General features: G+C 58.8%; 9 protein-coding genes and 1 pseudogene. 1 reads left to right on the top strand and 9 read right to left on the bottom strand.

What is annotated here, in order from left to right; all coding sequences use genetic code 11:
* Positions 1–493: 493 nt before the first annotated feature.
* From Q0106_RS04525 to Q0106_RS04565, 9 genes are all read right to left on the bottom strand, one after another.
* Entirely contained in the window at positions 494–1,480 is a 987-nt protein-coding gene (locus tag Q0106_RS04525) for an aldo/keto reductase (RefSeq protein WP_297609454.1), read from the bottom strand.
* 80 nt (positions 1,481–1,560) lie between these two features.
* The gene (locus Q0106_RS04530) at positions 1,561–2,220 is read right to left on the bottom strand and encodes a TetR/AcrR family transcriptional regulator (protein WP_297609457.1); all 660 of its coding nucleotides are present in this window, start codon (positions 2,218–2,220) and stop codon (positions 1,561–1,563) included.
* Between the two features lie 21 nt (positions 2,221–2,241).
* A complete protein-coding gene (locus Q0106_RS04535; RefSeq protein WP_297609460.1) occupies positions 2,242–3,357 on the bottom strand; it encodes an ABC transporter permease in 1,116 nt (371 codons plus the stop codon).
* The gene (locus Q0106_RS04540) at positions 3,354–4,532 is read right to left on the bottom strand and encodes an ABC transporter permease (RefSeq protein WP_297609463.1); all 1,179 of its coding nucleotides are present in this window, start codon (positions 4,530–4,532) and stop codon (positions 3,354–3,356) included. The genes Q0106_RS04535 and Q0106_RS04540 overlap by 4 nt, the downstream gene beginning before the upstream one ends.
* Positions 4,529–6,352 carry an ATP-binding cassette domain-containing protein gene (locus Q0106_RS04545; protein WP_297609466.1) on the bottom strand — a complete coding sequence of 608 codons (1,824 nt, stop codon included), beginning with the start codon at positions 6,350–6,352 and terminating at the stop codon, positions 4,529–4,531. The genes Q0106_RS04540 and Q0106_RS04545 overlap by 4 nt, the downstream gene beginning before the upstream one ends.
* On the bottom strand, positions 6,349–7,344 hold the full coding sequence (locus Q0106_RS04550; RefSeq protein WP_297609469.1) for an HlyD family efflux transporter periplasmic adaptor subunit: 996 nt from the start codon (positions 7,342–7,344) through the stop codon (positions 6,349–6,351). The genes Q0106_RS04545 and Q0106_RS04550 overlap by 4 nt, the downstream gene beginning before the upstream one ends.
* 124 nt (positions 7,345–7,468) lie before the next feature.
* A complete protein-coding gene (locus Q0106_RS04555; RefSeq protein ID WP_297609472.1) occupies positions 7,469–8,773 on the bottom strand; it encodes a pyridoxal phosphate-dependent aminotransferase in 1,305 nt (434 codons plus the stop codon).
* A gap of 377 nt (positions 8,774–9,150) precedes the next feature.
* Positions 9,151–10,314, bottom strand: a complete 1,164-nt coding sequence (locus Q0106_RS04560) for an AAA family ATPase (RefSeq protein WP_297609474.1) — start codon at positions 10,312–10,314, stop codon at positions 9,151–9,153.
* Position 10,315: 1 nt separating this feature from the next.
* Positions 10,316–11,296, bottom strand: a complete 981-nt coding sequence (locus Q0106_RS04565; RefSeq protein ID WP_297609477.1) for a LysR family transcriptional regulator — start codon at positions 11,294–11,296, stop codon at positions 10,316–10,318.
* Positions 11,297–11,463: 167 nt separating this feature from the next.
* Here Q0106_RS04565 and Q0106_RS04570 point away from each other — a divergent pair.
* Positions 11,464–12,837: pseudogene (locus Q0106_RS04570) on the top strand (aryl-sulfate sulfotransferase); the annotation flags it as partial.
* Between the last annotated feature and the right edge of the window lie 49 nt (positions 12,838–12,886).

A 12,886-nucleotide genomic window follows, 5' to 3' on the forward strand; every position in this document is an offset into this window, starting at 1 on the left:
TTGACTAAATTAAATAAATCTATATCACGTAAGAACCCCCTCGTTCAGAGATCCTTGATAGTGCATTACCCGTCTCTGCATGACTTCGTACGTCGATTGGTTTCCTTCGACGCTGAGGGTTCCGCCGCCTGAGATTGTTAGCCGTCTAAATGAGTATGTCCTGTCAGATACGCTCGCCAGCTACACCCGGACTTACTCGACCAGCTCCTGGAATTTTTCGTGCGGCCTCCCTTTGAAAACTACCTCGGCCTCAACTCTCCTTCAGATCACTTCACGTTCTCTCCTGGCTGACAACCTCCCCCGCCGCGTCATACCGACACTGTCGCCTCACCCGGCATATCGCACGAGTAACAATTCAGTCGCCGCACCATCCGAGCACCCATAGGAAGCAATTTCGGCAGCTGCAGGCGAAACAACCGGCATTCCCATCATTCAGCTCCCGGGCAGACCGCGGCGATCTCCCGGGAGTGTTCACCAATGCTGAAGCCCCAGCTTACTCAGCAACGCGCTTCGCGAGCTCTGCCGGATACCGGTCGCCCGCCACCGGCGTGGCGTCGAGAAGCGCACGGATATGCGCGAGTTCGTCCGCGCTGAATTCCACGCGCAGCGCGCCCAGGTTTTCCTTGAGGCGATCGAGCCTCGTCGTCCCCGGGATCGGCGCGATGAAGTCGCCCTGCGCGAGCACCCAGGCAAGCGCGATCTGAGCGGGCGTTGCGTTCTTCTCGCGCGCAAGTTCCTGAACTTCCGCAACGAGCTTCATGTTGGCATGTAGGTTCTCGCCCTGAAGTCTCGGGATGATGCGACGGAAATCATCGCTCCCGAATTTCGCGTCGGCAGTGATCGCGCCCGTGAGGAAGCCCTTGCCGAGCGGGCTGAAAGGCACGAAGCCGATGTTTTCTGCCTCAAGAAGCGGCAGGATCTTCGCTTCCGGATCGCGGAACATCATGGAGTATTCGCTCTGGAGCGCAGTGAGCTTCGTCACCGCCTGCGCGCGGGCAATGGTCTTCGGGCCCGCCTCGGAGAGGCCCCAGCCGCGGATCTTTCCTTCCCGGATGAATTCGCCCATGACCTCAGCGACCTCCTCGACCGGAACCTTCGGATCCACGCGGTGGAGATAGTAGAGGTCAATCACGTCGGTTTTGAGGCGCTTCAGCGATCCTTCGAGCGACCTCCGGATCGCTTCCGGGCGGGCGTCGAGAAGCTGCCGGCCGTTTTCGTCAATATGAATGCCGCATTTGGTCGCGAGGACGACCTTGTCGCGGATGCCTTCAAGCGCTTCGCCCACGAGAAGCTCATTTGCAAAAGGTCCGTAGCATTCGGCCGTATCGAAGAAGGTCACCCCGAGATCGAAGGCTTCGTGAATGAGGTTCTTCATCTCTTCCTTCGGCTTCGCCGGTCCGTAGCCGTGGGACATGCCCATGCAACCGAGGCCGAGAGCGGAGACTTTGAGGGCGGCAGCGCCCAGCGTGCGTGTCTGCATTCCTGTCTTTCCTTAGAGAAATCGGAGCGGCTCGAGGATGTAGGCTGCGGCCGCCCCATGTTCAACCATCTGAGAGAAGTCTAGGAAAGACGAGGCTTCTCCTCTTGACGCGCACTCTTCGATTCTTGCTCATTTCTTTCTGAGGTCGATTTTTCGCCGCTCCCGAATATCAGATCCAGATAGGCCTTGAAGACCCGGCGGAATTCGAGAGGCCTGGAGTCGCCCAGAAGCGTCTGCCAGAGGACGCCCTGGATGATCGGAGCCGCAATCAGAAAGGGATACTCCCGGATGATGACGGGAAAATCCTTCTTCGCTGTCATGCGCGTAAAAAAGCCCTCGTCACCGAAAGCCGGGATAAGGAACTTCTCAAAGAAGGGCCGCGTGAGCTGGGGCCGATGAAGGCCTTCCGACCAGATCACCCGGAGAATCCGCGACATGCGCCCGCGCCCGTTTTCACTGATGATGGGCTCAAACACCTCCTCGATGCGCTCCCGGGTGCTCATCGCAGAAGCGTCGTTCAGCGTACGCTCGAGATTTCCCTGAATGAGGTCGCCCAATTCCTCGGCCAATCCCATGAGGAGCGCTTCCTTGCTCTCGAAATAGTTGTACACCGTGCCTTTGGCGACGCCAGCTTTTTTCGCGATGTCCTCAATGCGCGCGGCAGCAAAACCCTTCGCCTCAAATTCCTCGAGGGTCGCGTCGAGGATGGCGCGCTTCTTCTCTTCAGTCTGTGTTCTCATCTCTACTTTCCTCAGGGCACTCTATTGAATCTTATTCCGGAAGAGCCACGCTGCGAGGGAGAGCGAGATGAACGCTGCCAGGGCCGCGGGCCAGAAGAACTCCACCGTCTCCATGAGGCCGGAGCCTTCGAAATAGATCATCCGGAGCGCAATGATCGCGCTTCGAAGAGGGTTGAGATTCGAAAGGAGTTGCATCCACTGCGGCATGGCGAGAACCGACGTGAAGAGCCCCGAAAAGATGATGGTGGGCATCATTACGAAGATCACAATGACAATCGCCTCCTGAATGGTGTCGGCTACTGCGGAGATCGCGAGCCCCAAACCCACGAAGGAAAGCGCAAAGCCGAATACGAGAAGCCCAAGCGCGAGGGGAGACCCCGCAAAGGGAAGCTCGAACCAGAAAACGCCGACAAGGAATATCAAAAAAGCCTGCAGACAGGCAATGATGGTCGGAACGACGGCCTTCCCGATCAGGATTTCAACTGAAGTTGCGGGCGTCATCAGCATCATGTCGAACGTACCGTCCTCGCGCTCGCGCGCCACCGTGAGGCCCGCAAGGAGGAGCACCTGAATGAGCGAAAGCGCAAGGATAAGGGCCGGCATGATGGCGTAGCGCGTGATGCCGTTTTCATTGAAGCGCTGCCGGTCGAGAATCGTGACTGCCTGCGCTGCACCTCTCTCCTGATTAAACCGGGAGGCAATCGACGCCACATAGCCCGCGGCGATCCCTGCCGTGGTCGAATTTCTCGCGTCGAGCGCCACATAGGCTTCGCCGGTCTTCGAGAAATCCTTCGGAATCCAGATCCCGAGCAGTGCTCTCGAATTGTCGATCGCTTCCGTAAATTCAGCCTGCGAGCGGGCGACGGTCTGAAGCTCAAACCCGGGTGCCCGGTCGATCCGCTGCACGAATTCGGTCGCAAGGCTGCCTCCCGATTCATTGAGAAGCACCCAGGGCACGCGGTCGAGGTTGAAGGTTGCGCCGTAGCCGAAAATCACCGACTGGAGGATCACCGGGACGATGAGGACGATTCGCGCGCCCTTGTCGCGAAGGGTCGCGATGAGTTCCTTTTCCACGAGCGCCGCAATCCGGTTGAGGGAAGCGCGCAGTCGTTCGATTGCATGATGAAGAAAGATCATGATGCGTCCTCCTTCAGTTCAATCTTCGCCGGGCGTTTCCCAAGAAGCTTCAGCGCAAGCATCAGGAAAAGGACGGCCGAGAGCGCCACAACGAGCGCGTTCATTGCAAGCTCGGATTCATTCCCGCCTGAAAGGAAGCAGATCTTGAGGGACTGAAGCGCATAGGAGGGCGGAAAGAGCCGTCCGATCCATTCAATCCACTCGGGGACGCTTCTCAGGTCAAAGAGAAAGCCCGAGAGCATCATGGTCGGGAGAAAGCTCGCCATGATGGAGATTTCGGTCGCGAGGAACTGGCTCTTCACCTTCGCGGAAATAAATAGTCCGAGCGCCGCAGCGGCAGTTGAATAGAGAAATGCCGTCGTGAGAAGCCAGAAGATGCTCCCGCGGAGCGGCACCTCAAAGAGGCCGATCGCCATGAAGAGGCAGAGGAAGAACCCGAGAAGCGCAATGCCGGCGCAGGGGATGAGTTTGGAGAGGAGGATTTCGAGGGACGATGCTGGCGTTGCAAAGAGCGCATGGAGCGTTCCGCGCTCGCTTTCGCGCGCGATCACGAGGCTTCCGAGGAAGGATGCGGAAACCGAAGTCACGATGATGAGAATTCCGGGTACGAGATACCAGGTGGAGTTTGCCGCCTCGTTGAACCAGAGTCGGCTCGTGAGCTGAACGGGCGTTTCCGCTGAGGAACTATCCCTCAGGGGGCTCGCGAGCCTCGGATCAGAGAGAGCCGTCCCGAGAACGCCCTCCGCATAGGAGCGCACCATCTGCGCCGTATTGCTGTCGACGCCGTAAAGCGTGAGGCCGATGGCCGCGTCTCCCTTTTCCACGCTTCTCGCGAACCCGGAATCGATCCGGATGACCGCTTCCGTCTCGCGCTTCGAGAATCTTTCTTCCGTCTTTTGCGGCGACTCGCTCCTGATTCCGGAGAGATAGGCATTCGCCTCAAAGCGCCTCGCGACGGCAAGAGCCGCCGGCGTGGATTCCCCGAGCACGATGTCCGCAGGCACGTTCCGGATGTCCATCGAGATCCCGAAGCCGTAGAGAAAGAGCATCAGAAGCGGCAGCCCCAGCCCGATCACGAGGTACGAGGGATCCCGGAGAATAAGCCGGCATTCCTTGACGAGAAGCGCCCTGAAGCGCGCGAACCGAAAGCGCAGAAGTCCATGAAGTTCGCTCATGCGGCACCTCCTTTCTCCCGTTCAAGGCGCTTCTTTTCAACGATCTCAATGAAGGCCGATTCAATTGATGCCCCTTCAGCCTTTTCCTTCCCGAAAGCCGCCTCGCGGATTTCCGACGGACTCCCGATTGCGATGATTTTTCCTGCGTCCTGAATGAGAAACCGGTCGCAGTATTCGGCCTCTTCCATGAAGTGCGTCGTGACGACGACCGCCGCCCCCTTTGCCGCAAAGCGCACGATCCTGCGCCAGAGGGCGCGCCGCTGCGCGATGTCGGCTCCGGACGTCGCTTCGTCGAGAAAGATGATTTTCGGATTGTGGATGAAGCCGCAGGCAATTGAGAGGTCTTTCTGGGCTCCAAGCGAGAGGGAGACCGCCGGGAAATCCGCCTTCTCAGCGAGCCTGAAGTCGTGCAGGAGCTCTTCGATTCTTGCATCAAGCGCTTTCCCCGAAAGCCCGAAGCTTCTGCCGAAGAAGCGCAGATTCTCGCGCACGGTGAGCTTCGCGTAAAGCGAAAACTTCTGCGCCACGTAGCCGATGAGCGACCTTGCAAGAGACTTCGCGGATTTGAGATTCGCGCCTGCAATTTCGATTTCGCCCTCAGATGCCGGAAGAAGGCTCGCGAGCATTCTGAAGGTCGTCGTCTTCCCCGCGCCGTTGGGACCGAGAATCCCGAAGATTTCTCCCGGCATGACGTCGAAGGTCGTGTCGTCGACGGCAACGAAGTTTCCGAAGAGACGCCTGATGCCGCGCGCGATGACGAGAGGCTTCGGGGCTTTCTTAGACTCAATTGCTGGCAGCGCGCCGGACTTAGGAGGCGCAACGCTCGCGGCATGGGCCTCCGAATCCTCTCCAGGGGCATCCTTGAATGTCAGAAGCGCATAGGCATCCTCGAGCCGGGGCGGCCGCGGCGAGAGTCTTCCCGGATCGATGTCGTCCGGAAATTCGGGGCTCCGCCCGGGCTGAAGGAGCAGGTCCATCCTGCCTTCCCGCGGAACGGCATCAAGCCAGGGCGAGGAAGCGTCTGATGCCGCAACCATCAGCATGAAGCGGCGCTTGATGCGCTCGCTCTCCTCCGGGCTGAGCCCATCGAGCGCATAAGCGAAGGTTCTTCCCCGGGCCGCTTCCTTGAGGCTCTCCGGGCTCCCCCGGGCGATGATCCTGCCTTCTTCAAGGAGAATCACGCTGTCGGCGGCTTCCGCTTCCTCGAGATAGGCGGTTGAAAAGAGAACCGCCATGTCATGAGCCTTCCGGCGTTCCTTCAGAACATTCCAGAGCTCGCGCCGCGACAACGGGTCGACGCCCACCGTCGGTTCGTCGAGAAGCAACAGATCGGGCGAGGCGAGCAAGGCTCCGGCGAGCGCGAGCTTCTGCTTCATGCCGCCCGAAAGCTTCCCCGCGGGACGCTCCATGAAGGGCCCGAGCCCCGTGAGGACAAGAAGTTCGCGGATTTTCTCAGCCGCTTCCGCCTGCGGGATCCCGCGGAGCTCTGCCTGAAGCTCCATATTTTCGCGGCAGCTCAGCTCCCGATAGAGACCGAGCGACTGCGGCATGTAGGCAATGCGCTTCAAAAGCCCCGGGTCGTCGGGATCCGGGGGCACCCCGAGGGAGCGCACCGTTCCCGCGTCAGCGGCTTCGAGCCCGCAGAGGATTTTGAGAAGCGTCGACTTCCCAGCCCCGTCCGGGCCGATCAGGGCCGTGAGGCGCTCTTCGGGCGCAGTTTCCAGGGTGATGCCCTTCAAGGCTTCAACCCGCTTGCCGCCAGCCCCCTGGTAGACCTTCCTCACGCCCTGGAGGGATACGGCCGGAATGCGGTCGGTCATTTTGATGCCTCAGAAGCAAACTCAACCGTCGCCGGCTGCCCGAGCTTCAGGATGTTTTCCGGGTCATCCACGATGAGGCGGACTTCATAGACGAGCGCTGTGCGGAGTTCCGCCGTCTGAACGGTCTTCGGCGTGAATTCCGCCTGACTCGAAACCGATCCCACCGTTGCTTCGATCGGCGGCATCGTATCCGTGATGACGGTCGCCCTGCCGCCCGGGCGCACCATGCTGAGCTGAGCTTCCGTCACATAGGCCCGCACCCATTTGGGCGAAATGATGGAAATTTCATAAACCGTACGGCTTGAGCTCGTCATGTCGCCGGGTTCGGCGAGCCGGCTTCTGACAATGCCTTCAACCGGCGAAACAATGCGGCTTGCCTTTTCAATCCGGTAGAGAAGCTCGTCAACGTTCGTCTTCGCGGAATCCACCTGCGCGGATGCCGCCTTAATCTCATCGGGACGGTTTCCGGCGGCGACGCGCCGGGCTTCCGCCGCAGCCGAGGCATGCTGGGCTTCTAGAGACTTTCTCGTCCATTCGGCCTGATCGAGCCTCTCCTTTGAAGAAGCTTTCGAGGCGTAAAGCGCCTTCTCGCGCTTTTCCTCAATCCGGGCAAGCGTCAGGGACTTGAGCGCCGCATCGGCATTGGCCTCAGCCTTCTCGATGTCTTCCTTGCGGAATCCGTCGCGGGAGAGCCGGTACTGGGCTTCGAGGAACCTCAATTCCGCTTCGGCGCGTTCCTTCTGGATGCCGAGGAGTTCGGTATCAAGTTCCCCGAGAAGCTCGCCCTTTTCCACCCGGTCGCCTTCTTCCTTGAGGAGCGACCTGATCCGGCCCGAGGCCTCAAAGGCGAGATTTACTTCACGAACGTCAACGCTCCCCCATGCCTGATTGGGCTGCGGGAGGCTCTTCTTCTGCCACTCTCCAAGACCCCAGACGGCGCCTACGGCAATGCCGAGAACAGCGGCAAATCCAAGAACGGTTTTGATTTTCATGCGAGCCTCAAAATTGAACTGACTGGTCAGTTCAATTATAGGCTGCAGAACAAAAACAAAAAGCCGCGGACCGAATCTTTACGTTCGGCTTCCGCGGCTTTTTGGGTGTCAGGAAAGCATCGGATTACTTCTTCGAAGCCTTCTTTACGTTTTCAGCACCCTGCGCTTCAGGTGCAGCAGCTCCGTCCTCAGGGATCACCTTCTTCCCCGGATGACGGCGGCGGTAGTCCGCGAGGAACTTGGCGATGCGGTTGATCGCGTCGCGGAGCTCCCATTCATAGGGAAGGAAGACCATGCGGAAGTGGTCGGGCTTCGGCCAGTTGAAGCCCGTGCCCTGAACGAGCACGACGTTCGTGGCTTCAAGGAGCTCCTTAAAGAACTCGCGGTCGTCCTCGATCGGATAGACGTCCGGGTCGAGCCTCGGGAACATGTAGAGAGAAGCCGTCGGACGAACGACGGAAACGCCCGGAATGGCGGAAAGCATTTCGTACGCAATGTCGCGCTGACGGCGCAGACGCCCGCCCTCGCCCACGAGGTCGTTGATGGACTGGTAGCCGCCGAGAGCCGTCTGGATCGCCCACTGGCCCGGCACATTCGCGCAGAGCTTCATGTTGGCGAGCATGTTGAGGCCGTCGATGAAGTCCTTCGCGCCGCTCTTGTCGCCCGAGATCACCATCCAGCCCGCGCGGTAGCCGCAGGCGCGGTAGGCCTTCGAGAGGGAATTGAAGGTGAGCGTGAGAACGTCGTGCGAGAGCGCCGCCATCGAGGTGTGCTTGATGCCGTCGTAGAGAATCTTGTCGTAGACCTCGTCGGCAAGGATGACGAGGCCGTTTTCGCGCGCCACCTGAATGATGTCGAGAAGCACCGAATTCGGATAGAGAACGCCCGTCGGGTTGTTGGGGTTGATCACCACAATGCCCTTCGTGCGCGGCGTCACCTTGGCGCGGATGTCCTCAATGCTCGGAATCCACCCCTTCGATTCGTCGCAGAGGTAGTGAACGGGCTTTGCGCCCGCAAGGCTCGTCACGGCCGTCCAGAGCGGATAGTCGGGCGTCGGAACGAGAAGTTCGTCGCCTTCGTCGAGGAGCGCGTTGGTGGCAAGCGCAATCAGGTCGGAAGCGCCGTTTCCGAGATAGATGTCGTCGATCGTGACGCCTTCGATCTGCTTATCCTGCGTGTAGTGCATCACGGCCTTGCGCGCCGCAAAGATGCCCTTGCTGTCGGAGTAGCCCGCCGAATTCGGAAGGTTGTAGATCATGTCGCGCATGACCTCTTCGGGCGGATCAAAGCCGAAGACCGCAAGGTTGCCGATATTGAGCTTGATGAGACGGCGGCCTTCTGCCTCCATCTGCTTAGCCTTATCCATGATCGGACCACGTATGTCGTAGAGGACATGCTCAAGCTTTGAGGACTTCTTGATTTCTTTCATTTCAAACCACGTCTCTTCGTTTGTTTTTTGTGCACCGGCGAGAGCCCTCAGGCGTCCCAATTCAGGCGGGGCGCGTGAAGAAAATCTGCTGCATCGGAACAGGATACCCCCAACGGGTGAATCAATTCATGCCGAATGCCTGTCAACACAGTGCCGGGAGGGTATTCCTCATTCCTGATTTTCCCTGATGAGCCTTGAGGTCGTCTGAGAAGCTGCGGGATAAGAGGAAATTCCTAAACCTTCAGACTTCTGCACCAGAATTCAATCGGAAAGGCGAGTGTATACCGATTGCCGCAAAATCTGCGGACCGCCGCGCGCCCATCAAGGTCATTCCCGGACAACCCGAGAGCGGAATCCAGCCCTCCATAGTCCGGCGCTCAATTCTCCAGCTTCCGCTTGAAACCGGCGCATAACCGTTCGAACGAAGCCTCTGCCTCTCTGTTGGGAGATCCGAGCTCCACGATGCCGGGGAGGATTCCTTCTCTTACGGTCAGGAAACCCGCATAAAGGAGCAGCGCATCAAGCGGCACCTCGCGGATGTCGACATCCATTTTCAGACCAGCCAGATCCGCGGGTCTGCTGCCGAGAAGAATTTCAGCCGCAGAGGAATCAATCCTCGACTTGAGGAGCCTCATGAGGCCCGGAGGCATCGTGCTCCTATCCAGCCCGTTGTTTTTCCAACACGTTTCCGGGTGTTCTAAAAACTGAAGCACCGACCGGGGGCTGCACACGCGCAGCCGTGCGGTTTCATCAAAGGAGAAGCCGCCGTACAGCTCCTCAATCGCGCGCATGGTTTCCTCAGGAGAAAGATTGAGTGCCTGCCCGCACGACGCAAGATGGTCGCCCAAGGTTTCCCGAATCTCTTCACGGGTAAAACCCGTGAGCGCGGCAAAACGGGGATTCAACGAGATGTCGTCGAACGCGTTGAGGCCCGGGAATATTTCGTTTCTGAATCGGCAGGTGCTTGTTATAGCGCAAAAACGCAGCCCGCCTTCGTAGGATTTGAGAGCCGCAAAAATCCGATTGAGCGCTCCGCAAACGACGCGGGAGAGTGCCGCGTTCCAAGGATGCGCGAGAAGCGGCGCATCGAAATCGTCAATGAGCACAACAACCCCGGCGTCCTTCAGACCGGCCAGACAGGAGGAGAACCTTCCGATGGGATCATGATCCGCTTTCGGGAGCTCCACGCCGGCTCGGCCTGCAGCGTCTTTCATCATCCGGCCGAGCGCCTCATGGAACGCTTCTGCTGTTTCAAAAGCGCTCATCGAGGAAAAGTCGAGCCGAAGGACGGGATAGGTCCTCTCTCGCCAGAGTCTCTCGATCTCAAGTCCCTGGAAATCCTTCAGGCCATGCTCAAAAAGCGATTCGAAGACAGAGAGCAGCAGCGACTTCCCGAATCCGGAGGGCCTTGCGAGGAGGAATTTTCCCCGTCCGCGTGAAGCCATCTGATGAATCAGATCGGTTTTGTCGACATAGCGCCTCCGGGCGCTCCGAAGCGTCGGGAAAGAAGATGCAGTCAGCGGCAGTTTCGGCAAGGACATCTCAAGAGGCTCCTATTTCCTGCTGACAGGAAGGCTCTTCAGCGTCGCTCTCTCCGGCATGCATCGCGAACATCGAGCGCAGCCACTGCATCGGAATGCTCTTGTCGCTCCGTTCGTGCCAGATGAGCCTCGTATAGTTTTCCGCGTACTCGCCTTCGTAGGGAATCGCAATGAGGCCCGGGATCTGGCGCGCGAAAAAACGGGCCGTTCTGGTGGGCATGAGCAAGGTGTATTCCGTGCCTTTGAGGAAATACGGTGCGCCAAGAAAATACGGGAGCTCAATGAAGGTTTGGCTTGACTTCAGTTCCGGGAGCGAGATGTCGAAGACCGGCCCGCGGCTTGAATCCTGAAGCTTGATCAGAATCCTCGGATACATCCGGATCGATTCGATGGTGAGAGCTTCGCCCGCGGCGTAGCGAGCAGCGAGCGGGGGATTGCTGTCGACGAGGAGCGAGCGTGAGACCCGAAAGAGGTTTATCCCGAAGAAATGAGCAGGCAATTCCGGGAGATTAAGCGTCGGATAGAGGAGAAAATCAAGTCCACCCTCAGCAAGCCGTTGAAATTGTCTGCCGTCGAGAGGCTGGAGCCGAAAGCTCAGGCCCGGCGCTTTCTCCCTCACCGCCCGGATAACGGGAGGAAGAAGACTCACGAGCGCATTGTCCGCCGCTCCGATCGTAATCGTGCCTTTAAGCTTTTCCGGCGAAAACTGCTTCTGATACTCAAGCTCCTCCATGCGTTCGAGAAGCTCCCTCACCACAGGCATCATGCGCTTCGTCGTATCCGTCGGCGTCAATCCGCGCCAGACGCGGATGAAGAGCGGGTCGTCGAAATCCTCCTGCATTTTCTTAAGCATCCGGCTCGCTGAGGCAACGGTGAGCCCAAGATGCCCGGCCGCCTCCGAGAGCGATCCGGTTGAAACAATCTCCGAAAGGAGCGCGAGATGAGTGAGCCTGAGGTCGAGCATGAGTTCTGCCTCTTTCATGCGTTGCAGAATCTGCAAAAGACTTGTTGCATCATTCTACGAAAATACGATTGAAAGTCCGCATTGGCGGCCCTGAAGGTGCTCTCTAGACTTTGATCCCGTCAATGAGCGGCGCTCGGAAATGCGCTCACTTCATTGAACCACTCAACCAAAAAAAGGATTGGATCATGCAGAACATCACGCTCGGCCGCCGCTCGCTCTTTTTCGGTGCTGTCGCCGCAGCCGTCGGCAGCGCCCTCCCCGTCACGGCGGCCCGCGCTTCGGGCGGCTCTTCGGGCCCGCACGTCACCTTCGCCACGCAGGGCCACATCGGCGAAGTGATTGTGAACCCATACGGCATTGCGCCTTTGACCGCCATCATCCGCAACGGCGGCTATGAGCTCACGGAAGCAACCGTGCGCGTTGTTCCGAAGCCTGATGGTCAGGAGATCAAGTATTCGGTGAGCCGCTCCGAACTTCTGACGCATGCCGGCGTTCCCGTCTTCGGTCTTTATCCGGACTACATGAATACGGTTGAAGTTACCTACACCCGGAAGTTCTACGGCAAAACGGAGAAGTTCACCGACACCTACAAAATCTATGCGGCTCCCGTGTACCACGAGGTGAGCGGCGCGCCAGGCCTGCATAGCAATATGTTCGAAACGAAGGTGGTCAAGGTTGATCCGAAGTTCAAGGACCGCCTCTACCTCGTCAACAACCTCATGCAGCAGTACGCCAAGGCGACGCGCGCGGTCTGGAACAATCCGATGGGCGGCGCGATGGAATGGAACTTCTACCCGCAGAACGCCATCATCGACACCAAGGGCGAAGTCCGCTGGTACATGCACGTTGAGCCCATCTACAACGTTGAGACGATTTATCAGTCCGGCGTCATGATGGGCTTCCAGCAGGATGTCGACGGGAACATCACCTGGGGCTACGGCCAGCGCTACGTGAAGTACGACCTCATGGGCCGCGAAATCTACAACCGCCGCCTGCCGGTCGGCTACTCGGACTTCTCGCACTCTCTCGACAATGCTCAGAACGGACATTCCTTCATCCGCGTCGCGAGCGCCGATCATCGCCGTGCGGACGGAAAACGCGTCCATACCGTGCGCGACGTGATTGCCGAGCTCGATCAGAACGGCAAGGTTGTTGACGAATGGCGTCTCTGGGAAATCCTCGACCCGTACCGCGACAACGTCATGAAGGTGCTCGACCAGGGTGCGGTCTGCCTCAACATCGACGCCTCGCAGTCCGGGAAGACCCTTTCCGCTGAGGATCTTGCAAAGCTCGAAACGAGCGACAAGTTCGGCGACATCGTGGGCACGGGCGAAGGCAGAAACTGGGCGCACGTCAATTCAGTCGACTACGACCCGATCGATGATTCGATCATCATCTCGTCGCGCCACCAGTCCGCCATCGTCAAGATCGGCCGCGACAAGAAGATCAAGTGGATCTTTGCTTCGCCTGAAGGCTGGCGGGACGGTTGGAAGAATCTCCTCCTCACGCCGGTAAAGGACGGCAAGCCCATTGCCTGCCAGGGATCGACCTGCGAAGGGCATTGGCTAGTCGAATAAAATGTTATCAAACCTCCCATAACGCGCAGAA

The organism is uncultured Sutterella sp. (assembly GCF_937923675.1).
GTDB lineage: Bacteria > Pseudomonadota > Gammaproteobacteria > Burkholderiales > Burkholderiaceae_F > Sutterella.

Excerpts from the sequence above, each read along its gene's own strand:
- Q0106_RS04525 (WP_297609454.1), bottom strand. The coding sequence starts at position 1,480 with ATGCAGACACGCACGCTGGGCGCTGCCGCCCTCAAAGTCTCCGCTCTC.
- Q0106_RS04530 (WP_297609457.1), bottom strand. The coding sequence starts at position 2,220 with ATGAGAACACAGACTGAAGAGAAGAAGCGCGCCATCCTCGACGCGACC.
- Q0106_RS04535 (WP_297609460.1), bottom strand. The coding sequence starts at position 3,357 with ATGATCTTTCTTCATCATGCAATCGAACGACTGCGCGCTTCCCTCAAC.
- Q0106_RS04540 (WP_297609463.1), bottom strand. The coding sequence starts at position 4,532 with ATGAGCGAACTTCATGGACTTCTGCGCTTTCGGTTCGCGCGCTTCAGG.
- Q0106_RS04545 (WP_297609466.1), bottom strand. The coding sequence starts at position 6,352 with ATGACCGACCGCATTCCGGCCGTATCCCTCCAGGGCGTGAGGAAGGTC.
- Q0106_RS04550 (WP_297609469.1), bottom strand. The coding sequence starts at position 7,344 with ATGAAAATCAAAACCGTTCTTGGATTTGCCGCTGTTCTCGGCATTGCC.
- Q0106_RS04555 (WP_297609472.1), bottom strand. The coding sequence starts at position 8,773 with ATGAAAGAAATCAAGAAGTCCTCAAAGCTTGAGCATGTCCTCTACGAC.
- Q0106_RS04560 (WP_297609474.1), bottom strand. The coding sequence starts at position 10,314 with ATGTCCTTGCCGAAACTGCCGCTGACTGCATCTTCTTTCCCGACGCTT.
- Q0106_RS04565 (WP_297609477.1), bottom strand. The coding sequence starts at position 11,296 with ATGAAAGAGGCAGAACTCATGCTCGACCTCAGGCTCACTCATCTCGCG.